The 21,430-nt window shown below is 69.9% G+C and carries 20 protein-coding genes; 12 read left to right on the top strand and 8 right to left on the bottom strand.

What is annotated here, in order from left to right; genetic code table 11:
- Positions 1-563 precede the first annotated feature (563 nt).
- From ACWDZ7_RS22410 to ACWDZ7_RS22400, 3 genes are all read right to left on the bottom strand, one after another.
- The gene (locus ACWDZ7_RS22410) at positions 564-1,376 is read right to left on the bottom strand and encodes an SAM-dependent methyltransferase (protein WP_451799170.1); all 813 of its coding nucleotides are present in this window, start codon (positions 1,374-1,376) and stop codon (positions 564-566) included.
- Between the two features lie 92 nt (positions 1,377-1,468).
- On the bottom strand, positions 1,469-1,780 hold the full coding sequence (locus ACWDZ7_RS22405; protein WP_451799238.1) for a nitroreductase/quinone reductase family protein: 312 nt from the start codon (positions 1,778-1,780) through the stop codon (positions 1,469-1,471).
- A 161-nt stretch (positions 1,781-1,941) separates the two neighbouring features.
- Positions 1,942-3,114: a pentapeptide repeat-containing protein gene (locus tag ACWDZ7_RS22400; RefSeq protein WP_451799236.1), complete on the bottom strand. Its 1,173-nt coding sequence runs from the start codon at positions 3,112-3,114 to the stop codon at positions 1,942-1,944.
- Between the two features lie 255 nt (positions 3,115-3,369).
- Between ACWDZ7_RS22400 and ACWDZ7_RS22395 the strand changes: the two genes are divergently transcribed.
- From ACWDZ7_RS22395 to ACWDZ7_RS22360, 8 genes are all read left to right on the top strand, one after another.
- Positions 3,370-4,263, top strand: coding sequence for a helix-turn-helix domain-containing protein (locus tag ACWDZ7_RS22395; RefSeq protein WP_451799169.1), 894 nt, complete (start codon positions 3,370-3,372; stop codon positions 4,261-4,263).
- A 112-nt stretch (positions 4,264-4,375) separates the two neighbouring features.
- Positions 4,376-5,089, top strand: coding sequence for a TauD/TfdA family dioxygenase (locus tag ACWDZ7_RS22390; protein ID WP_451799168.1), 714 nt, complete (start codon positions 4,376-4,378; stop codon positions 5,087-5,089).
- 32 nt (positions 5,090-5,121) lie between these two features.
- Positions 5,122-6,426 carry a KamA family radical SAM protein gene (locus ACWDZ7_RS22385; RefSeq protein ID WP_451799166.1) on the top strand — a complete coding sequence of 435 codons (1,305 nt, stop codon included), beginning with the start codon at positions 5,122-5,124 and terminating at the stop codon, positions 6,424-6,426.
- Complete coding sequence (locus tag ACWDZ7_RS22380) at positions 6,420-7,475, top strand: DMT family transporter (RefSeq protein WP_451799165.1); 1,056 nt, start codon at positions 6,420-6,422, stop codon at positions 7,473-7,475. The genes ACWDZ7_RS22385 and ACWDZ7_RS22380 overlap by 7 nt, the downstream gene beginning before the upstream one ends.
- The gene (locus tag ACWDZ7_RS22375) at positions 7,397-8,401 is read left to right on the top strand and encodes a diiron oxygenase (protein WP_451799163.1); all 1,005 of its coding nucleotides are present in this window, start codon (positions 7,397-7,399) and stop codon (positions 8,399-8,401) included. The genes ACWDZ7_RS22380 and ACWDZ7_RS22375 overlap by 79 nt, the downstream gene beginning before the upstream one ends.
- A gap of 16 nt (positions 8,402-8,417) precedes the next feature.
- Positions 8,418-9,545 (top strand): Ldh family oxidoreductase, encoded by a 1,128-nt coding sequence (locus ACWDZ7_RS22370; protein WP_451799161.1) that lies wholly within the window; start codon positions 8,418-8,420, stop codon positions 9,543-9,545.
- Positions 9,542-10,453, top strand: coding sequence for a branched-chain amino acid transaminase (locus tag ACWDZ7_RS22365; protein WP_451799160.1), 912 nt, complete (start codon positions 9,542-9,544; stop codon positions 10,451-10,453). Before ACWDZ7_RS22370 ends, ACWDZ7_RS22365 begins: the two co-directional genes overlap by 4 nt.
- A gap of 379 nt (positions 10,454-10,832) precedes the next feature.
- The gene (locus ACWDZ7_RS22360) at positions 10,833-13,982 is read left to right on the top strand and encodes an amidohydrolase family protein (RefSeq protein WP_451799159.1); all 3,150 of its coding nucleotides are present in this window, start codon (positions 10,833-10,835) and stop codon (positions 13,980-13,982) included.
- A 269-nt stretch (positions 13,983-14,251) separates the two neighbouring features.
- Here the strand turns inward: ACWDZ7_RS22360 and ACWDZ7_RS22355 are convergent, their stop codons facing one another.
- Together ACWDZ7_RS22355 and ACWDZ7_RS22350 are read right to left on the bottom strand one after the other, a co-directional pair.
- Positions 14,252-14,404, bottom strand: a complete 153-nt coding sequence (locus ACWDZ7_RS22355; protein WP_451799157.1) for a hypothetical protein — start codon at positions 14,402-14,404, stop codon at positions 14,252-14,254.
- 356 nt (positions 14,405-14,760) lie between these two features.
- On the bottom strand, positions 14,761-15,252 hold the full coding sequence (locus ACWDZ7_RS22350) for a 2'-5' RNA ligase family protein (RefSeq protein ID WP_451799155.1): 492 nt from the start codon (positions 15,250-15,252) through the stop codon (positions 14,761-14,763).
- A gap of 649 nt (positions 15,253-15,901) precedes the next feature.
- Here ACWDZ7_RS22350 and ACWDZ7_RS22345 point away from each other — a divergent pair.
- Complete coding sequence (locus ACWDZ7_RS22345; RefSeq protein WP_451799154.1) at positions 15,902-17,035, top strand: transposase; 1,134 nt, start codon at positions 15,902-15,904, stop codon at positions 17,033-17,035.
- A gap of 990 nt (positions 17,036-18,025) precedes the next feature.
- The gene (locus ACWDZ7_RS22340; protein WP_451799153.1) at positions 18,026-18,463 is read left to right on the top strand and encodes an Imm63 family immunity protein; all 438 of its coding nucleotides are present in this window, start codon (positions 18,026-18,028) and stop codon (positions 18,461-18,463) included.
- Positions 18,464-18,650: 187 nt separating this feature from the next.
- On the opposite strand, the gene ACWDZ7_RS22335 is transcribed toward ACWDZ7_RS22340, so the two are convergent.
- Together ACWDZ7_RS22335 and ACWDZ7_RS22330 are read right to left on the bottom strand one after the other, a co-directional pair.
- The gene (locus ACWDZ7_RS22335; RefSeq protein ID WP_451799151.1) at positions 18,651-18,812 is read right to left on the bottom strand and encodes a hypothetical protein; all 162 of its coding nucleotides are present in this window, start codon (positions 18,810-18,812) and stop codon (positions 18,651-18,653) included.
- A gap of 365 nt (positions 18,813-19,177) precedes the next feature.
- The gene (locus tag ACWDZ7_RS22330) at positions 19,178-19,303 is read right to left on the bottom strand and encodes a hypothetical protein (RefSeq protein ID WP_451799150.1); all 126 of its coding nucleotides are present in this window, start codon (positions 19,301-19,303) and stop codon (positions 19,178-19,180) included.
- A gap of 428 nt (positions 19,304-19,731) precedes the next feature.
- Between ACWDZ7_RS22330 and ACWDZ7_RS22325 the strand changes: the two genes are divergently transcribed.
- A complete protein-coding gene (locus ACWDZ7_RS22325) occupies positions 19,732-20,355 on the top strand; it encodes a hypothetical protein (protein WP_451799148.1) in 624 nt (207 codons plus the stop codon).
- Between the two features lie 174 nt (positions 20,356-20,529).
- Here ACWDZ7_RS22325 and ACWDZ7_RS22320 read toward each other — a convergent pair whose 3' ends face one another.
- Positions 20,530-20,811: a hypothetical protein gene (locus ACWDZ7_RS22320; protein WP_451799147.1), complete on the bottom strand. Its 282-nt coding sequence runs from the start codon at positions 20,809-20,811 to the stop codon at positions 20,530-20,532.
- Positions 20,812-20,834: 23 nt separating this feature from the next.
- On the opposite strand from ACWDZ7_RS22320, the gene ACWDZ7_RS22315 reads away from it, so the two are divergent.
- A complete protein-coding gene (locus tag ACWDZ7_RS22315; RefSeq protein ID WP_451799146.1) occupies positions 20,835-21,371 on the top strand; it encodes a hypothetical protein in 537 nt (178 codons plus the stop codon).
- Positions 21,372-21,430 lie beyond the last annotated feature (59 nt).

Below are 21,430 nucleotides of genomic sequence, written 5' to 3'. Positions count from 1 at the left end.
GGAACCAGGGACGTCAGGGGGCGCGTGTCCGCTCCCATCCGGCCCGCGACCGCCGATCGCCGACCGCCACGAGCGGAAGTGAGGCAGCTCCCGGTTCTCCCTCAGCAGCTCCAGGCTGCAGTAGACCTCCGCTGCGACGCCCCGACCGGCCCCCCTGCCACCGAAGTAGAGCGCGTGAGCGCACCCCCAGCATGCCCCAGCCCGGCGCGCCCCATGGGACGCATTCAGGCGTAGGCCGCGCCCGAGCACGTCGCCGACGCTGATGCGCTCGAAGGGCTGATGGTCCGGCAGGCGTGGGCTGAGCCGACGTTCGGCGCCCCCTACCTCTGGTGCGCGCCGTTCAGCCCGAGCGCCGAGCGCCGAGCGCCGAGCGCCCTCAACGAGTAGGGCGCAGTCCTCGCGGCCTCGCTCTCATCCCCAGTCCCGGTGCCACGCCACCGGCTGCCGCGGAGCGGCGCCTCACGATCGTCGTCCACCGCGACTGACCCCCGAACCGGCCTGCGCCGGGCTACTCGGCTACTGCGGCAAGACGCTCGACCACCGCCGCTTCGATGCCCGTCCGGTCAGGGCTTTACGGCCACTGCGCCGAACTGGGGAAGTACCACGGGAGATTCCGACTGAGCGCGCCATTGCGTGCACGACACGAGGCCGGGAGCGAGGTGGTCCAGCCCTTCGAAGAACGCGCTGATCTGCGCACGGCTTCGGGCGGTGATCGGGGGCGTGGCGTTCTCGTTCCAGAACTTCATGGCCTCGACGTTGCCCTCGCCACCGAGGTCGGTGTCGGTGGTCGGGTGCGTCATGGCGAGGTAGCTGCCGGAGGGCACCGAGGCCATGATCCGGCGCACGATGTCCAGCGCCTGTTCCGTGTCGAGGATGAAGTTGAGGATGCCCAGCATCATGACCGCGACGGGCCGGTCGAGGTCAAGAGTCGCTGAGGCGCCCTCGATGATGCTGTCCGGGTGGTGGACGTCGGCATCGATGTAGTCGGTGGCTCCCTGCGGGGTGCCGACCAGCAGGCTGCGGGCGTGGACGAGCACGATGGGATCGTTGTCGACATAGACGATCCGGGACTCGGGCGCGATCCGCTGGGCGATCTCGTGGGTGTTGTCCAGGGTCGGCAATCCGGTGCCGATGTCCAGGAACTGCCGCACCCCGCGGTCGGCGGTCAGGAACCGGACCGCGCGGCCGAGGAAGTCGCGGTCCGCGCGGGCCACGTCCCGGATCACCGGGAACATCGTGGAGATCTGGTCACCGACCTGCTGGTCGACCTCGTAGTGGTCTTTTCCGCCGATCCAGTAGTTCCACACCCGTGCGTTGTGCGCGACCCCGGTGTTCAGCCTGTCCGATACAGCGGACGCGAGTTGCTTCCCACTCACTTCATTCCCTCTCCGCGCGCACGCATGCGATGTCCTGGGTGCGCAGCCGTCATGGCGACAATGGACCGTGTCGCCATTGTCGTGGTCGTGGATCACGGTGTCCGGGGATTCGGCCGTCCAGAGCGAGCGCTGGCGCGTCCGGGCGGTGACCGTCTGCTTTGCCCTGCTGGCCCTTCTTGCGATCTTGCCGACCGGGCCGTCGCCAGGAAGGGGACCGCGCCGACCTGGAGGGTGACCTCCGGGGCGGCCAACAGGTTCAGGTACCAGGCCGAGTGGCGGTCCGCGCCCGCGTTGGACGCCGTCAGGACGTACGCGTCCCATTCCGGACGTACGCCGGCGCCGTGCGGGAGCGTAGGGGTTCGGGCTGTCGTGGGTCGTAGAGGTCGGGTTGCCGTGGGTCGTATCGGTCATACGGCGGACACTCCCGCGTGAGTCCGGTGCAGGGTCGGGACCTCGCCCTCGTGGTCGAAGCCCCCCCGCCGGGCTCAGCACCGCCCAGTCCAGCGACTCCGGCGCGGCTGCTCGCAGGGCCTCGGTGCCGGAGTCACTGCATGGACCACATCGACTACATGGACCGCATGGACCGCAGGGGCGGGTGCTGCGTCGTTATCCCTGAGGGCTGGAGCAGCGGCGGAGGTTCGGGGCCAGGATCTTCGGTGACAACGACGCCGGTGGCCGCGTGGTCGAAACCTGCCGGCCAGCGAGTGCGCTCGCTGGCCACCGCGCCGGTCAGACGTGCCTGGAGAAGGTCGGCCGTACTCAAGTCGGAGCCACGCAAGTCGGCCAGGCGCAGGTCGGCGCGGCGGAAGACGGCGCCGCCCGCGTCGGCCTTGCGCAGGTTCGCCTCGCGCAGGTCGGCCTCGGTGAAGTCCGCGTCACGCAGGTCCGTTTCGACCAGCCGGGCGCCCCGCAGGTCAGCCAGAACGCAGCGGGCCCGGCGCAGGATCGCCGTCTTGAGGTCGGCGTGCCGCAGGTTGACCGAGACGAGAGACGCCTGCGTCAGGTTGGCGTGGTACAGGCCCGCCGCCTCCATACAGGACCGGTCGAGGTTGACCTCGTGCAGCCACAGCCCGTCGCAGTCGGCCCGGCGCAGGTCCGTGACGCCGAGGTTGACCCAGGACTGCTCCCGGGGTTGCAGCAACAACACGCCCAGCCCGGTCAGCGCCACCTGGGCGTCGGCGGCACGGACCTCCAGCGGCACGACGTCGTTGATCGGCACGTCCCCCGCTGGAGCTTCCGGTCCGGCGGGCGGCCAGGGCAGGTGTGTGCGCAGGTAAGCAGCCTGGATGGAGATGACGGCCTCGCGGTCGCGGGCGGAGTGCTCCGCGATCCGCCACAGCGCGTGGAGCCCGCCGATGCGTGTTTCCAGCTTGTCACTGCCGAGCTGATCGACGGCCGTGCTGAACCGGTCTGTGACATAGCCTTCCTGGGTGGCGCGCAAGCCGTCCTGACTGACGCGCAGTTGCCGCCAGGTGGCGTACGCGCCGAACAGCACGACCATGCCGCCCACGGCCTGCAGAAGTGTCGTACGGACGTCGTTCACCGCTTTCAACCGGTCCTGTGCGGCGACGCTCGCCCCGGCGAGATCGTGGTCGACCACCACACCCGGCAGGACGACGAGCACCGCACCCAGAACGGCCAGCCCCGCTGCCCCGGCCAGCAGGGCCGCGATCGCACGATGCCTGACCAGCCGGTCGCGCCACGGCCTGCGACCGTGGTCCGGCTCCCCCGTCTCCATGGGCATGGGAGCCTAGGCGCCGCTCAAGAAACGATCAAGGCGCACGACCTGGAGCGCGGCGCTCCACTCCCACTGGCCCGACGGGCAGTCACTGGACGGCGGCAGAGCGTTGAACGACAGGGTACGGCTGCTGGCGCCTGCCGCGGATCCCGCACAGGACAAGGGCGGCCGGCCCAAGCCGCTGCCCGCACCACGGCCCGATTCTGGCGTGAACCGACGGCCAGGACCGGGAGCACAGCCACCCACAATGGCGAGATGAGGCACGAGTTCGGCCCGGCCGGAACCTGGGAAGTGGCAACCGCTCTGCCCGCCCCCCGGCTGCGCTCCCGTGTCGTGCGCTACCGCGGATTCAGGTTCCGCCTGTCCGCGCCCCGGCGGCGGCTCGAACTCCCCGACTGCATGACGACGCTCGTCATCCTCCTGGCACAGAAGCTGCGCGTGTCCGGCACCACAGGCGAGGATCCGGCCGATGCCCCCTCGTTCACCTCCCTGCTCTCGGGCCCGCAGTCGCGCGCTCGCCTCGGCGAGCACGACGGCGGGCTGTACGGCGTGGAGGTCGTCATGGCCCCCTGGGCCGCGTACGCGTTCTTCGGTACCCCGATGGACCAGCTCGCCAACTCACTGATCGAGCCCGCCGATCTGCTCGGTCCCCGGCTCCACGCACTCGACGAGCGACTGAACGACTGCCCTGACTGGCCCGGACGCTTCGCGCTGCTTGACACCGTGCTGACGCGCTGGCTCGAAGACGGGCCGACCGTCTCCGCACGCGTCCTGTGGGTATGGGACCGGCTCTCCAGAGCGGCCGGCAACGTGCCCGTCCATCTGCTCGCCCGCGAATGCGGCTGGAGCGAACGGCACTTGGAGCGGCGCTTCGAGCAGCAGATCGGGTTGCTCCCCAAAGAGGCCTCCCGCGTCCTGCGGCTGCGCGCGGCCCTTCGGCTGACGGCCGGCGGGCACCCGGGAGCCATCGCCGCCTCCCTCTCCGGCTACTCCGACCAGCCCCATCTGAGCCGGGAGTTCAAGTCCATGACCGGCTGGACCATGTCGCGCTTCCTGCGTGCCCGCACCATCGGCCACCCAGGGCCTCCGGACGTGGACCGGGTCGGGGGACAGCCGACCAGCCTCGTACTGCCGTTTGAGCCAACTTGAGGGCGACTTAGGGCGAGTTGAGGATGAGGTCGGTTTTCTTCAATACCGCCCCCGGACGACGTTGCGAGGCTGCATCCGCACGCGAGGCGGTGACCCAGGAGGGATCCACGGCATGCCCCTGCCATGTGAGTCGAGCGTACGAGCCGCACTCAGCGCCGACGGCTATGCCGTCGTGGCTCCGCCGGGCGGCCAGCGAGACGCGATCGAGCTGCTCCAGGACATCGGCCGCTTCATCCCTCAGTACACCGGAACGGTGGAACACGAGGTCGTCCACCGTCCGGGAAACGACGGCCGCGCCTACTCCCAGAGCCGTAACACCATCCGGGCCCACACCGAAGCGCCGGGCTGGGACCCGAGCCCCCGCTATCTGGCCCTGTACTGCCACCAGCAGGCCCGCTGCGGGGGCGGCCACACCGATCTGCTCGACCTCAGGGTCCTGGAGAAGCTGCTCAGCCCGACCGAGCACGCGCTGTTGACCGGACCGAGCCTCGTCTTTCCCGGCCCGGGGAGCGACACCGAGCCCGTGATCGTTCCCATGCTGTACGACGACCGGGGCCGTCCCGTACTGCGGTTCAGCTACAACCTGCTGACGGCGGCCGACTACGACGCCCCCCTCGACTCGGCCCTGCCGCCGGAAGAACTGCCGCTCGGGCAGGCCGGGGCCGACCTGGCCCACCGGGTGAGCGAGCTGTTCGACCAGTACCGCACCCAGGTGCTCATCCCCGACGGCTCCCTGCTCATCTGGGACAACCAGCGGATGGTGCACGCCCGTTCGCGGTACGAGGACGCACGCCGCCACCTCACCAGGTACTGGATCGCCGCCTGACCCCGCCTTCAGCAGAAGGGCACACCCCTCAGATGACCATCGCCGAACACGCCGTCTCCGCGACACGCACCGTGTCAGGACGCAGGCTGGCCGCGCTCGTCCGCGACCGGTGCGGGGACGACCGGCTGGCGCACGACGTGGAAGTGGTCGGCCAGGTACTGCCGTTCAAGGTCAGCGGTCATGTCATCGACTGCCTGATCGACTGGAGAAGCGTTCCCGACGATCCGCTGTACCGGCTGGTCTTCCCGCATCGCGACATGCTCGACCCCCAGGATTTTGACGCCGTCGAGCGCGCGCTGGGTGACCCGGCCGCGCTGCGGGACACCGTCGACGCCATCCACCGCCGTCTGAATCCGCACCCCGGCGAGCAGCTGACCCGCAACATCCCGGTCAGCGGAGTGCAGCACAAATACCCACAGACCGCGCTGGTCTTCCCCCGGCACGGACAGACCTGCCACGCGTACTGCTCCTACTGCTTCCGCTGGGCCCAGTTCGTCGGCCGGCCGGAACTGCGCATCGCGGACGAAGGCCCGCAGCACGTCACCGCGTACCTGCGGGACCATCCCGAGATCAGCGATGTGCTGTTCACCGGCGGCGACCCGCTCGTCATGCGCACCGAACTGCTGGAGCCGTACGTCGACGCGCTGCTGCGCCCCGGTCTCGAGCACATCACCACCATCCGTATCGGCACCAAGGCGCTGTCCTTCCACCCCGCCCGCCTGGTCACGGGACCGGACGCGGACAGCCTGCTGCGCCTGTTCGAACGCGTGGTGCGGGCCGGGCGCCAGCTCGCGGTGATGGTGCATGTGTCGCACCCCCGGGAACTGGAGCCCGACCTCGCCCGGCTCGCCGTCGCCGCTCTGCACGCGGTGGGGGCCCAACTGCGGTCCCAGGCACCCGTCGTACGCCACGTCAATGACGATCCGGCGGTGTGGGCGGACGCGTGGCGCGCGCAGCTCCGCCTCGGCATCCACCCGTACTACCTGTTCGTGGAGCGGGACACCGGCGCGCGACGCTACTTCGGCCTCCCGCTGCAGCGCGCGTACGAGATCCACCGCGAGGCCGTGCTGCGTCTTTCCGGCCTCGGGCGCACCGCCCGCGGCCCTGTGATGTCGACGACCGAGGGAAAGGTGGCCGTGGACGGGGTGACCGAACTGCCGGGCGGACGGGCCTTCGCGCTGCGCTATCTGCAGGCCCGCACACCGGACCTGGTCGACCGGCCGTTCCACGCACGGTGGGACCCGGCCGCCCAGTGGTGGTCGGAGCTGGTCCCGTTCAGCGGACCCGACCGGGCGTTCTTCCCGCAGGCCGCCGCCGTACGGGAACGACCGTGCTGAACACCGTCCGCCCGGCCGGGGCGGCCACGGGGGCCGGTCTCGCCACGCTGTCCGCCTGTACCTTCGGCACGGTAGGACCGGCCACCAAGGTGCTGGCGGCGGCGGGACTCTCGGCGCCCGAGATCGCCCAGGCCCGGCTGACCATCGCGGCGGTGCTGCTCCTCGCGTACGCGGCCGTCACCCGGCCCCGGCAGTTGCTGGCGACCCGACAGGAGTGGGCCGTCATCGCCGTCCTCGGGATCTTCTCCTTCGCCGCGCTGCAGACGCTGTGCGGCGTCGCGGTCGCGCGGATCCCGGTCGGTGTCTTCGTGGTGCTGCAGTTCCTGTCACCGGTGATCGTCGTCGTCTGGTTGCGCTGGGTGCGGCGCATTCGGCAGCCGCGACTGGCCTGGGCGGGCACAGCCGTCGTACTGAGCGGTCTGCTGCTGGTCGGCGAGGTGTGGTCGCGGCTGCGGCTCGACCTGATCGGAGTCCTTGCCGCCCTCGGAACGGCGGCGGCGCTGTCCGTACGCTTCCTGCTCGCGGGCCGTGCACTGCTCCACCGCGACCCGGTCGCCGTGGCCGCACTGGGCATCGCCGTCGGCGCCGTCGCACTCAACGTCCTTTACCCCCTGACCGGCTTCCCCTACGCGGCCCTGGGAGACACCGTCAGCTACGGAACGCTCTCCGCCCCCGTATGGACGGTGGTCCTGTGGGCGGGCGTCGTGGCGACACTCGTCGCCTACCTCAGCGGTATCGCCGCCCAGCAGTTCATGGAGCCGTCCACAGCGAGCCTGTTCGCGACGCTGGAGGTCGTGGCCGGGGCGGGGGCCGCGTTCCTCCTCCTCGGCGAGACCCTGACAGCCGTGCAGTGCGCGGGAGTCGCCACGGTCCTGGCCGGGGTCCTGCTCGCCCAGCGGTCCATGCGTACGCGACTGCCAGGACCGGGCACACCCCCCGATGCCCCCGGAGCACGAGAGGAACATGAAGGATGGACGAGCGGTTCATCAGCAACCCCGAGGAAGACGAGTTCGGCAGCGCCCTGTTCGGCGCCGTCGACAACCCGGTGATCCACCGCCTGGCGGCCAACTGGCGGCGCAGGGCCACCGTCAAGCGGGACGACCCCGAGCTGCTCGACCTGTTCGACCTCACCCTGCCTGACTATCCCGAGGACATCGTCCCGTTCGCCGACCACCCGGTCTACCTGGGCCTGTCCCCGGAGCAACGGGGCGCCGTCCTGACCTGGGCCATGATCGCCCTCAACCGGAACACCGAGTACTCGGAGACCCATGTGGTCAATCCGGCCTTCGGACTGATCCTGCGCGGTGAGTTCCCCGGCCTGTGGGGCGAGGCCCTTGAGGTCTCACTGATACAGGCCATGGTGGACGAGCAGTACCACATCCTCATGCACCGGATGGCCAGCGACGTCACCCGGGCCCGACGCGGCAGCCACTTCCGGGCGAAGGAACTGCCGCTGCCGTACGTCGCCGAGACGCACCGCGCGCTGACCGGTCAGGTGCCGGAGCGCTGGCAGCGCAGTCTGTACACGCTCGCGTTCGCCATCACCACCGAGCTGTCCATCGGCGCCTATCTGGAACTCATCGCCAAGGCGTCGGGCGTCCAGCCGATGATCGTGGAGCTCTCCCGGCTGCACCGGCACGACGAGGTCTGCCACGGATCCATCAGTGGAGAACTCCTCAAGGTGCTCTACCCCCAACTGGGCAAGGAGCAGCAGCGATTCCTGCTCAGCGCCCTCTGCCGGGCGCTGGAGGCGTACTCCGCGAACGACTACCGGGCCTGGGAATCGATCATGCGGCTCGTCGGGGTGCCGGACGGCACCCGGATGCTCCAGGACTGCAGGTCCGCCGGGCGTACCGCGCTGCTGCGTGACTACAGCGGACTCCACCAGGTCCTCACCGAACTCGATGTCATCGACGAGGTCGACTTCGACTGGTCGAGCGTCAAGGTGGCCGGCGACCTGCCCTATGTGCTGTGAGGAGGGCCCAGTTCCCGTGACACCGGACGAGACACCCGACGACGAGACAGCCGACGAGCCACCCCACGAACCGGCGGGGACGTACCGCATCGGTGCCCGCACGGCCCGCAGGATCGTACGAAGCGCCCTCGCCGAACGCGGCGTCGACGACGCGGCCCGCGCGGTCGTCGCCGACGCACTCGTGGAGACCTCGATGCGTGGCATCGACACCCATGGGCTACGGCTGCTGCCGCGCTACCTCGACGACCTCGCACAGGGCATCGCCAACGCCAGGCCGGAGATCCGGATCATCAGGGAGACCGGCCCGAGCGCACTCCTCGACGCCGATGCCGCCCTCGGGGCCGTCGCCGGGGCGGCAGGGGTACGGGCGGCGGTGCGGCGCGCCGGTGAGCACGGTGTCGCGGCAGTCGTGGTGCGCAACTCCAACCACTTCGGGGCCGCTTCCGTCTACAGCCGCGCCATGGCCAGGGCCGGGATGATCGGCTGGGCCATGACGTCGGCTTCCTCGCGGGTGGCTCCCTACAACGGGCGGGGGCCGCTGTTCGGCACCAACCCGGTCAGCGTCGCGGCGGGGGAGGGCGACGGCGAGTTCGCACTCGACATGGCCACCAGTGAGGTGTGTCTGGGCGAGATACGGGAACGGGGGCGCCGTGGTCTGCCCCTCGATCCGGGCTGGGCGACGGCCGCGGACGGCCGCGGCACCCGCGAGGCGTCCGAGGTGGCGGCTCTGTCCCCGCTCGGCGCCGGGCACAAGGGCCAGGGGCTCGGCATGGTGGTGACCCTGATGACCGCGGTGCTCGCCGACGGCCCCCTGGACTGGGAGCTCGACCACATGGAGCAGGCGGCGCCCGGCAGGGGCCGCGGGGTGGCGCACTTCCTGCTGTGCCTGGATCCGGCCGCCTTCGGCGGGCGAGGCGCCTTCGACGACCGGCTGCGAGCCCTCGTACACACCACGCGAGAGGCACCGGCCGCGGGCTCCGAGCCAGTGCTGTGCCCAGGAGATCCGGAGCGCCGTCAGGAGTCCGGCGCCTGGCGGGACGGCATTCCCCTCGACCCGGACACGGCACGCACGCTGTACGCGCTGGCACAGCGCCACCACATCGAAGCCCCCGCGCCTCCGGGCGCCCGGAGGAGGACACCGTGACCGCACTGTCCCCGGCCGAATTCATCTGGATGGACGGCCGGCTTGTTCCCTGGGACGACGCACAGGTCCATGTGCTGACCCAGTCCCTGCACTACGGATGGGCGGTCTACGAAGGCATCAGGGCACACGAGACCGTGGACGGCACGGCGGTCTTCCGGCTCCGCGACCACCTTGCCCGGCTCCGGCGCTCGGCCCGTGTCTACCTGATGGACATCCCGTACACCGAGGACGAGCTGATCACCGCCACCACCGAACTGATCAGGGCGGGCGGTCCCGGTCCACGCTATGTCCGCCCCCTCGTCTATCTGGGCCACGGCAGCATGGGGGTCGCCCTCGATCTGTCCGCCGTGCGCGTGACCATCGCCGCCTGGGCGTGGGAGGAGCAGCAGCCGTCCCGTCGCTGGCGCCTCATGACGAGCGGCTGGCGGCGCAACCACCAGGACACCATTCCTCCGTTGGCGAAGGCCACCGGCGCGTACCTCAACTCCTCACTCGCCAAGATCGCGGCTGTCAGGGCGGGTTACGACGACGCCCTGCTGCTGACGGCGTCCGGGCACATCTCCGAGAGCTCCGCCGCCAACGTGTTCCTCGTCAGCTCCGGCGTACTGCACACTCCTCCGGTCGAGCAGGGCATACTGCCCGGGATCACCCGCTCCACCGTCCTCGAACTGGCCCGCGGCGCAGGCATCCCCACTGCCGAACGACCCTTGGCGCACGCCGAGGCGTACACCGCCGACGAGATCTTCCTGACCGGGACCGCCATCGGTGTCGTGCCGGTCGAGTCGGTCGACGACCGCCGCACCACGACGGACGGCTGCGGCCCGGTCACCGGGACGCTGCGCGACGCCTACCGGGACGCGGTCGGCGGAAAACCCCCGGCAGCCGCCGACTGGCTCACCAGGGTGTGACAACGCCGTCGCGCGAACCGATCGGTGTCGCCATCGGTCGCCGCACACTGGCGTGCGGTGGAGTACCGGACGCCGAGCCGATTGCGCGCTGAACCTGGCATGCGGCCGAGCAGGAAGCCAACTCGGTGGCGTTCCCCGAGATGACGCTGATCGGCTTTCCCCTTGGGGGGCCTCGCACTCGCCGGACGGCTGGCCTGAGCCGTCCAGGTGGTATCCGCACGCGCCGCTGTCGATCGGCTCGTCGCCGGTCCCTCCAGATAGTCAGAAGCGGGGAGAAGTAGATAGTCAGATGCGGGGAAAAGTTGTCGCAGACGATCGCGATCCTGTGCCCGTGGGCAGTGACGCACCACACGAGACCCTGGGAGTGACGTTGCCATCGATGCCACGCAGACATTTCCTCCAGACCGCCGCGGGCACAGCGATCGCGGGAGTGGCCGTGCCCGCCGTCCCGGCGGCCGTCGCGGCCGCCGCCCCCCAGAACACCGCGGGACGGACTGTCCGGCTGCACTTCACCGCCTCCACCAACGGCGCCGCCGCCCCGGCCGGCAAGCGGTTCCTCGCCGAGGTGCAGAACGTCCTCTGGTCGTTCGCGGACGACGGCCGGCCCGCCACCGCCCTCACCCCGCCCGACCTCGAACCCACCCGCCCCGCCGTCTCGCCCGACGGCCGCCAGGTGGCGATGGCCTGCTTCAAGGGCGGACAGTTCCACATCTGGGTCATGGCCGTGGACGGGACGGGACTACGGCAGCTGACCGAAGGCCCCTGGGACGACCGGGGGCCCGCCTGGTCCCCGGACGGATCGAAGATCGTATTCTCCTCCGAGCGCGGCGGCGACCCCGTCAAGGGCAGCCCGTACCGGGTCTGGACCGTCGACCTGAGCAGCGCAGAACTGACCCAGCTCACCGGCCTCAAAGGGCAGGCCGGGCCCGGACAAGACGTACCGTACGAGGACTTCGACCCCACTTGGTCCGCCGACGGCAGCCAGATCGTCTTCGTGCGAGGGGGATTCGACGGGACGGTGCTCCGGTCCAGGACGCTGGCCGCCGTGCCCGCGGACGGCGGGCCCGTCACCGTCCGGCACACCGAGACCGAGCCGGGGAACCTCCAGGTCCCGGTCTTCTCGCCCGCCGGCCGCGGCGCCTGGCTGCGCACGGTGCGGCTGGTCGGAAAGTTCGAGCAGGTCATCCTGGTCGTGGACGGGAAACCGGTCGCCGTCGTAGGGGAGATCGCCGTCGCCCCGCCCCGCTGGCTGGACGAGGAGCGGGTACTGCTCACCGTCGACGGGCAGTTCCGGATCGTCCGTACCGGGACGGGCGGCGCCGGGCACGTGTTGCCGTTCGACGCGACGCTTCCCGTCGAGCGGCCCTCGTACCGCGTCAAGAGCTACGATTTCGAGCCGCGCGGCACCCAGAAGGTGCGCGGCATCCAGCAGCCGGTTCTCGCCCCCGACGGACGCTCCTTCGCCTTCGTCTCGCTGAACACCCTCTGGGTCCACCCCACTTCGGGCAGTGGAAAGCCACGGAAGGTCGTGAGGGCGGCGGCCGGTTCCTATGTGCAGGGGCCCACCTGGAGCCGGGACGGGCGCTCGCTGCTGTACGTGGATGACCGCGAGGGCCTCAATGCCGTACGCCGCCACGACCTCGCCACCGGCAAGGACACCGTCCTCGCGTCCGGCGGCCGCGTCCACGGCGCGCTGTCGCCGGACGGAACGCGGCTCGCCTGTCTCGACATGGCCGGCAATCTGCTCGTACGTGACCTCGGCGGCGGTACGGAGAAGGTGCTCGCCGCGCCCATGGGCGGCGGCGGGCTGCCGGGCCCGCCCAGCTGGTCCCCGAACGGACAATACGTGGCGTACTGCGACCGCAACCGTCTCAACCTCCGCTTCCGCGAGGGGTACAACCTCATCCGGGTCGTCGACGTCACGACCGGCACGTCCCGGCTCCACCCGCTGGCCCCCTTCGCCTCACTCTCCGACCGGTACGCGTCGGGGCCCGCCTGGTCACCGGACGGCAAGTGGTTCGCCTGCGTCAGCGAGTCCGCGCTCTGGGTGCTGCCCGTACGCCCCGACGGCACCCCGCACGGCGAACCCCGCCGCCTCGGTGACGAGGGCGCCGACCACCCCTCATGGGCCGCCGACTCCAAGTCCCTGCTCCATCTCGCCGACGGCAAGGTGAAGGTGACTCCGATCGACGGGGGCGGTGGACGCACTGTTCCCGTGCGCGTCACCTATCGGCGCTCCGCTCCCGTCGACACCCTTGTCCGCGCCGGGCAGCTCTGGGACGGCACCGGGTCCAAGCCCCGCGAGGACATCGACATCCTCATCCGTGACGGCCGCATCACCGCCGTCGGACGGCACCGCTCCGGCCGCCGCGCCACCCGCGTCGTCGACGCGTCGAACCGCACGGTGCTGCCCGGACTCTGGGACGCGCACACCCACCCTTGGCAGTACACCTACGGTGCCCGCCAGTCCGCGCTGGAACTCGCGTACGGCGTCACCACCACCGTCTCGCTCGCCGGTTTCTCCTACGAACAGGCCCGGTTGCGGGAGGACGTCATCGCCGGAAGGCTCGTCGGGCCCCGACTGTTCACCACCGGCGAACTGCTCGACGGGCCGCGCGTCGCGTACTCCATGGGCCGCGCGCACCGCACCCCCGAAGGGCTGCGCCGCTCCTTCGCCCGGGGGGCCGCGCTGGACTGGGACTTCGTGAAGACGTACGTCCGGGCGCCGTTCGCCTCTATGGCGGCCGCCGCCCGCTTCGGCCATGACCGGCTCGGGGTGCGCTCCGGCTCCCACCTGGTCTCCCAAGGAGTACAGAGCGGCCAGGACCTGACGACCCATTTATCCGCTACCGAACGCACCGAGCACGGGCACGGCTCCACCTCGGGGAACCGCACCCACCAGGACACCAGGGAGAACTACACCCACGGCCGCTTCAAACTGGTGGCGACGCCGTTCAGCGCCTTCCCGACGATCCACGACCACCCGGACCTGGTCGACGACCCCCGGGTGACCGAGATGATGCCGCCCTGGGACCTGGCCACCATCCGCGCGCAGGCGGCCAAGGCGCCCACGGACGCGGAACGGCTGTTCCTCCAGCGGGAGCTGGCGTCCTACCGAGCGGTGGTGGAGGAGGGCGCACTGATGGCACTCGGCACGGACACCCCGCTGACCCCGGTCGGCCTCCATCTGCATCTGTCACTCCGGGCGCTGGTGGCCCACGGCTTCAGCCCGACCGAGGCCCTGCTGAGCGTGACCGCGGCGCCCGCACGGGTCTTCGGCGCCGAGCGGGACCTGGGCTCGGTGGCAAGGGGAAAGCTGGGAGACCTCACGGTCGTCGACGGCGACCCCTTCGCCGACTTCACCACGCTCGTACGGGTCACCCAGGTACTGGTCGGCGGCCGACTCCATGAGCGCGCCGAGCTGGCGGAGCCGTACGAGAAGACGAAGCCGCTGAGGCACGAGCCGACGGGCGCCCCAAACTGGCTGGCTGTGGGGGAGCAGATGCGGAGAGAGGGGTGCTGCGAGTGACGGGTCGCGCCCGCGCCCCCCGAACAGAGCTCCTTCTTCTCCTGCCTTTCGTACTTCGCGACGAGGGCGACCGGCTTCGGGTGCTGGCGCGTATCGAGCCGCTGTTCGGCATAGCCGCGTGGGAGTGGGATGACCTATCCAGCCCACCGACTCGGGCCCCGCTTGAGGGTGATGAGCCCGCGAGCTTGCCTGGTTCCACCCCGATGCGACGGATGTGCGCCGCTTGAGGTGCTGGCGAGGCAGACCGGTTGTCGTCGTGGCCTGGGCCCTCAGTAGGGGGAGTCCTGGGACTTCTCGCGTCCGGTGCGGCGGACTCCTGCGCATGCCAGCAGCGTGGTCGCCGCGGCGTCGAGGAACAGCATGAGGGTCCATGTTCCGTCGGTCGTGTCGATGCGGCCGATCCGGATCAGGGCGTCTCCCACGTGCTCAAGCATCTCGACGGCTGAGCTGAGGGCGAGTGTCGCAACCGGCCGTACCCTCACGACATCACGCCCACAGCCTCAGTAACAGCAGTAGCGCAGCAGTGAGGAGCATCGCCCTCGCCGGGTGGCGGCTCGCACTGCTGTGTTCACTCCTCGGAGGGATCGGGGCTGCAGACGGCTGCCCGCCGCCGCGCCACTCGATGAGCAGCGGGTCGTCCAGGCGGACGTTTTCCGGGCCCAGTCCTGCCCGCCGCAGGAACTCCAGGAGGCCGCGGGGGCCCAGGGCGCGGCCGAGGATGGAGTGCCGGGCCTCGGGCTGTGTTCGCGGCCAGGGGCGAGGGACTGGCGGGCGGTGTCTACGGCCCGTCCGGGACGCCGAGCGGCACGGTGAACCGCGGCTGCCAGCCTTCCTCCGTCAGCACCACCAGCTGGACCGCCGTCGCACGGGTGTGCAGCGGCAGCAGGCTGCTGATCGCAGCGCGGACATGGGCGGCAGCTGCCGGGTTGTCCGCACCCATAGCGACCGTGACATGGGCGGCGGGCTGCGCCCCGAAGCGGCCCTTGTACGGGCGCAACCCGGGCCACTGGGTGCGGAACGCATCGACGATCGTTTGGAGTCCCGGAACGGTGACGGCGACGAACCCGGACTCCGTCACCACCTCCTCCAAGAGCAGATCAGCTGCCGGAAATCTCGCAGCCAGGGAACGCACGCCCTTCTCGTCCTGACCTGTCAGCGCCGATTCCGGCACGAACGGGTAGAGGAGCGAGACATGCGCCGGCACCCCACGACGCACCAGAGCCGGGTAGATACGCCACGCCGCATCGAGGAGCGGGGCGGCATCGGGCAAGACAATGACGACGGCAGTGGTCCCTGGCTCTGGCACGCCGTCATCATCGCAGGCCAGTCCGCTACTGCGCGCGTTGAACTGGGAGGTGGGCGGGTGGGCGAGGGCAACGAGTTGGGCGTGGTCAAGGCGGTCGCGGCCGACGTGTCGGCTGGTGGTCCCCGCCCCGTATGGTGCCCGTTTCCGTCCGGGACGTGCTCGATGCGGGCTCGTCCGGCGATGCCGCCCTCGCGTGTGGCTCCGGGTTTGGGTTCTGACTCACTTTCCGGATGCTGTTGGTGAACTTCACTCGGTGGGGTCAAGTCTGCTGGCCTTGGCCGTGTTCATGTCCTCGTGGTGCTGCGCTGGCGGGAGCGGGGCGGTTCCGGCGGTCGGAGGGGGGGAGGGGGGGCCGCAGTGGCAATGGGTTCAGTTTCGGGGCGGGTGATTCCGCCGTTGACGGTGCGGATGGCGCGGGCGAGTAGTCCACGGGGCACGGCCGCGATGTGGGTATGCGACCGGCTGACGGTTTGTTCACGGATAGCGATCTCGCCCACTGGTATCCGGCTGACGGACGACGTGGGCTGTCACCGGGCCAGCTGGCTCTGGCCGACCGGTTCTCTATGACCGGCTTCCCCGCGACGGAGGCGCACTGATCGCCTGGGTGCTGCGGGTGGGTGAGGACGGGCTGCACATCCTGCGTGCCGTCTATCACGACGATGCGCCGCCCGGCCCGCGGGAGTTGAGGTCCGTGCGGGTCCTGCGGCAGGTCTGGGTCCAGCAGTACTGGCACGACGAAGCGGGCAATCTTCGCTGGCGGGGAGCGAAGTCGACCCGTGACCGGGCCAGCCGGAGGGCGACCGGGCAGCGGAACACCGGAGAAGCCTCAGCAGACGGTCGGCCGGATCATGCTTCGGCCCGGGTGCCGTGGTCGACGATGGAGATTGTCACTCCGCACGATCCCGAGGTCCGTTACAGCCATAAGGTCACCGCGGCAGGCCAGCGCGACTGGATCGGCTATCGCGATCACCAGACCGAGTCCTGTGACGAGACGAGCCCCAACGTCATCGTCCAGGTTGTTACACGCCCGGCGCCGCAGCAGGACATCGATGCCCTCGACGACATCCACCAACAGCTGACGCGCCAGGGCTTTCAGCCTCGCGAGCACGTCGTCGACGGCGGCTATGTCACCCCGGACAGTACCTATCAAGCCGCCACGAAGTGGAACATCCCGTTGTTCGGCCCTGTCCGTGCCGATCCACAAGCCGCCCAGCGGCTGAGCTTCACGAAAGAGGACTTCCACCTCGACTGGGAGAACCGCACCCTCACCCGCCCGAACGGCATCACCAGCCCGCCCTGGAAGCCCACCCTGGGCGACGGACATCCCCGGCTGTCCGTCCTCTTCCCCCGCAAGGCATGCCGGGAATGCGAGGACCGCCTGAAGTGCACCGGCGATGTCGAGGGCAAAGGGCGCCACATCCTCCTGCTGCCAGAGCCGCAACAGAAGATCCAGTCACAGGTCAGGAAAGACCAGAAGAACGGCGACTGGCAGCGGCGCTATGCCATCCGCGCAGGCTGCGGGGCCACTGTCTCAGAAACGGTCCACGCTCATGGCCTGCGTCACTGCCGCTACCGCGGCCTGGCAAAGACGTACGTCCAGCACGTCCGGCACGTCCAGCACGTGCTCACAGCCGCTGGAACCAACATCGTCCGACTCAGCGGATGCTTCCCGCCCGGCACCACCCCGGCATCACCGCCACGACCACCCAGCCACTTCCAGCGGCTCTGCCAAAGGCTGACGACCTAGAGATCACCGCGATGGCGTCCAGGGCCCGGCTCAGACGGTCATCGTTGCGCGGCTCCGGCTCGATACCGAAGACCTCCTCCACCGCCCACTCACGGGCCGGCCAGTCATCCACCCGCCACAGCGGGGCGGGAGCGGTCAGTCAGTTGCCCACCAACGCCTCAACGACCTGGCCGTGCGTCAGGTGGCCGATGCCACGGCCCAGGGCACAACCGGTCGACGGTCCCAGCCAGATCCAGCCGGCGCAGAAACTCGGCAGCGACAGGCAGAGCGCCCAGACGCTTCTCCACCACGGCGCTGACCACATATTCCATGCGTGGACGCACCGCCCGTGGCCGCGGGGACCGGAAGACTTCGTCGCACCCCACCACCGCGGCCACGACTCCAACAGCCCCCTACCGCCCCCGAACCAGCCGATTCAGTCACCCGTGAAGTACGGAGCTAGCGGGTGGCGCCGTAGCCGTGACTTTGCCGTCCTTCATGTGCACGTACAGCTTGAGGCCGTCGTCGCAGGTGTAGTTGTGGCGTACCTCACCGCCCTCGCGGTCTTGTTTGCGCCGGCGCCGCAGCCCTTGGTGACGGTTTTGACCTGCTTGTCGGCCATGACGGCCATGACGGCCATGTCGGACCGGAGCTGCCGGATGGCTGTCAGGCTGGCTTCTTCGCCTGCCCGCTGCCGGTGTCGTCACCCTTCTGGTAGAAGACACCGGCGATGATGCCGGCCGCCACTACGGTGCCTGCGGCGGCGACGGCTAATCGTGCGGCGCTTGTTCCGGGTCGTGCTCATGGGGTCCTTCCGGTTGGGATCGCGTGGTCCGTAAGGCATGTCGCAGGTGGCTCACCAGTAGAGTTCGCGGGCCGCCTGGCGGCGTTCACGCAACAGCCCGCACTCGATCGGCACCTGAGCGATGACCGCCAGGTCGTCGATGATCGCCTTCACACGACGAACTGTTCGACGACCCCGTCGGCAGCCCGATCCCCTATAATGTCAGTATGACGATTAGGGAGGCGGATATAGCTGCCGGGGCCCGCCGTATCTCCGACGTGCTGTATGGCCGACCGGTGGATCTGGTCGGCTTTAGGCAGACCCAGGACGGCAAGCCGTTCGTCGAGGTACGCGACGGCAGAGCCCATTTCATCGTCCGCGAGCGCGGCATGGAGCTCCAGCACACCGTCTATGACGATCTCGGCGAGCTCCTGTACCTGGTGGCGGTGGACGAGACCCGGTCGATCGCGACCGGGTGGGAGGCCGAGAACCGCCATACGCGTCCTGCGGGCACGGACGAGTGGGTGGTGTGGCGGGCCAGGCAGCTGCAGCTCATGCACCAGCTCGACCCGGTGTGGGGGGAGCGCCTGCGGGCGGAGGTTCGGGTGGCGGCCGAGCTGGCCGATGTCCGGTTCGAAGATATTGATGCCGTCGCCTTGGACTAACCCCCCTGGGCATGGAGAAGGCTCCCCGCACTGGAAGCGGGGGGCCTTCTGCGTGGTGTGGCGGGTTACGCCTGGGGCACGACCTTCAGGAACTTGTTGTCCAGGAGCCACTGAACGTTGATGAAGTAGTCCTTACCGCCGCCGACCGGGGTCAGCTCGGGCAGAGGTACTGGGTTCCCCCGCCGGGCTACTCGAAGAACGGGGCGATCTTCCCGGCCTGGACGTCACCGGCCTCGCCGTACTTGGCAATGTCCGACCACGGACGCACCCACTCGTACACGCGGTACGACGACTTGCCGGCCTCGAACTCCAGGTTGGCCGGGGGGATCGCCCGCTGCGCGAAGGGCACACCCGTGGGGCTCCGGCGGCCCCAGGGCCCGCAGGCAGCCGTGGATCTGCTCGGTGCGCAACACCGGGGCCTTGGAGGTGTGTGCGGCGGCCCGGAGCAGCATTTCGTCGGCGCGTCGGCTTCCATGCCCGTCATGTACCCAGCGCACCCGGCCAGCCGCCCGGAAAGCCCCCCCGGGCCCGTCGGGTGAGCTCCGCCCAGGCACCGGCCGACACCTCGGCGTGCGCCCGTTCACCGCTGTGGACCCGGCCGTGGGCGGCCACCGAGCCGCCCGGCACGCCGTCCGCGGTGCCTGGCTACCGCTTGGATAAAGCGCAGCTACGCCCGTTGCCGCCCCGGTATCCAGCGCGGTTGCCGTCCGGAGCTCAGCAGCCCTCGCCGGTGGCGGCCGCCGTGATCGCCCGCTGGACGAGGCGGAGCTCCGCCTCGTCCAGCGCGTCCAGCGACGTCTTGAGACTGAGGGGCGCGGCCCCGGTCAGTGCGGTTCGCAATGCACAGGACGGCCATCTCGCCGCGCGAGCCCTGGACCGGCGGGGCGTCCGTCAGCGGGAACTCGTTCATCAGGCGATGGGCGATGCCGATCCAGTTCACGCTGGGATGGGTGCCGCTGCGGTCGGCGTACTGGAGGTGCTCCGGCTGGGGATCCTGCTCGTCCAGGAAGCGCCGCGGCCAATGCCCCGCACGATGCCACTCATCCCCCGGGGGCCGCACGAAGCCCCGTGTCACACCGCGCAGTTGGCACGCTGGGACACGGACAGGAGTCCGGGGCCGCCCCGGTGCTCGGCGAGGTCTCCCCTGGGGCGGCCAGCGATACCCGGTGAAGTCCCGGTGGGGCCAGTGAGGTTGACTGTACGCGTCCGAGTAGGCAGATGTGAGGGAGCTGGCTGTGTCCACATGGTTGCGGGGGGTCGCTGTCGGCGTGACGTTGATGGCGGTGCTGACTGCCTGCGGAGACGGAGATGACGACGGCGGTAGCTCCGGTCAGGGTGTTATCGGGGGAGCAGTCTCGGGCGGACAGAAGTCCGCCCCCGCCCTCAGCAGCGGGCAGCAGGTGAGCCAGGCGCTGCCCAGCGCGATCAGCCTTCCTGGGGAGTGGCGCATGGGGAAGCGGCCCCTGCTGATCGAAGGCACTGAGGTCGCCAGCACGTGTCAGCAGGTGTCCGGGACGGCCTGCACCGGGGTGCAGGCCGCGGGCAGGCACAGATTCAGCCGCAAATGGGATGGCTCGGCCTACGCCCGCGCGGAGTTCAGCATGTACGCGTTCGACGCCCCGGACAACGCGAAGGTGGTGTTCACAGCGCTGGCACGTTCGGAGCGTGACGAGGCCACAGGTGACGTGAAGGAACTGAAGGTGAACGCGGGAGCGGACGAGTCCGATTCCTTCGCCGATGATGACGGTCCTCAAACGATGATGCGAGTCGGTGGCGTCCTCGTCCAGGTGCGGGGCGTCGATGTCGACGGCACCGCTGAACTTGAGAAGCTCGCCACGATCCAGGTCGAGCGGATCAAGAAGGTCGCGGCAGGCGAGAACCCTGACGCCTGACCCTCGGCCCCCACCGCACCCGCACAGGGGTAGCGCCGATGTAAGCCCAAAAGCCAAAAAGCCGCCAGTAGTTGATGTTGGCTCCCTGTGTGGTACCAGCGGGGTCCGCCCCCTTCGGCGGATGGGCCGGGCCGACGGCGTGCCCGCTACATCGGGGAGCCGCGCCGCGCGGACTCAGCGGTCGGGGAAGACCGCCCGGCGCAGGAGCCGATGGCCCGCCCGCAGGACCGGTTCGGTTCTCCTCGGAGCCGCGTTGGCGAGCCACCGGTGGGTCCAGGCCAGGCACACGTGGTCGCCCTCGTAGGGGTGGTGCGGCCGGTGGCTGGCCTCGATGGCCGCGGCCATCGGCGTGGTAGCGGGGTGCAGCTGGGCCAGCAGATACCGCGCGACGTCGGCGAGTTCCTCATGGTCGACATGTGCCTGGAACGGACACCCGCCGTACCCTGACCGACGCATTCGCCACCATCACGCCTGCCCTGGTGCACCCTGGTGCAACATATCCGGAGCCGCGGGTGCTGCGGCGCGCCTTGTACTCGTGGGCGTTCAACAAGAACGCATGGACCCAAGAGCCGACCGAGGACTGGCGGAAGGCTCGTATGTACTACGCGGCCATGAGGCCGGGAGAGGTCATTCACCTTCGGCTCGAACAGTGCCATCTGCCCGAGACCGGATGGGGGATGCTCAACCTGTCGGGTGGCGTCATCACCGCGGGCAAGGAGTGGACGGACGACGGCGCGGTGCACGAGGCGCACTCGCTCGAGCGCCGTGCGGCTACCGCAACCCGGCCGGTGCCTATCCCGCCACAGTTCGCGCGCATCCTGCGCGCACGGAAGTACGTCCTGACCCGCGCGGAACTCGCCTCCGGGCTGGCCAAGCGGCCCTACGATCTCCGGCACACCGAGATCTCGTTCTGGTTGTACTCCGGTGTGGACCCGGCCGAATGCGCTCGCCGCGCGGGCCAGAGCATCGAGGTCCTCTTCCGGCACTACGCCAAGTTCGCGGTACCCGAGGGGTGAGTCGGAGTTTTGGTCGTGACTGGTCCGGAGGAGCTGGTCAGGATCGGAATAGCAGTGGG

Source organism: Streptomyces sp. NPDC003032 (assembly GCF_053591415.1).
The sequence above is the reverse complement of the archived record's forward strand: the minus strand, read 5'-3'. Positions and strand labels throughout refer to the sequence as shown.

Coding starts and splice junctions, on each gene's coding strand:
- ACWDZ7_RS22400 (WP_451799236.1), bottom strand. CDS start 3,114: ATGGAGACGGGGGAGCCGGACCACGGTCGCAGGCCGTGGCGCGACCGG.
- ACWDZ7_RS22395 (WP_451799169.1), top strand. CDS start 3,370: ATGAGGCACGAGTTCGGCCCGGCCGGAACCTGGGAAGTGGCAACCGCT.
- ACWDZ7_RS22390 (WP_451799168.1), top strand. CDS start 4,376: ATGCCCCTGCCATGTGAGTCGAGCGTACGAGCCGCACTCAGCGCCGAC.
- ACWDZ7_RS22385 (WP_451799166.1), top strand. CDS start 5,122: ATGACCATCGCCGAACACGCCGTCTCCGCGACACGCACCGTGTCAGGA.
- ACWDZ7_RS22375 (WP_451799163.1), top strand. CDS start 7,397: ATGGACGAGCGGTTCATCAGCAACCCCGAGGAAGACGAGTTCGGCAGC.
- ACWDZ7_RS22360 (WP_451799159.1), top strand. CDS start 10,833: ATGCCACGCAGACATTTCCTCCAGACCGCCGCGGGCACAGCGATCGCG.
- ACWDZ7_RS22340 (WP_451799153.1), top strand. CDS start 18,026: ATGACGATTAGGGAGGCGGATATAGCTGCCGGGGCCCGCCGTATCTCC.
- ACWDZ7_RS22320 (WP_451799147.1), bottom strand. CDS start 20,811: ATGCGTCGGTCAGGGTACGGCGGGTGTCCGTTCCAGGCACATGTCGAC.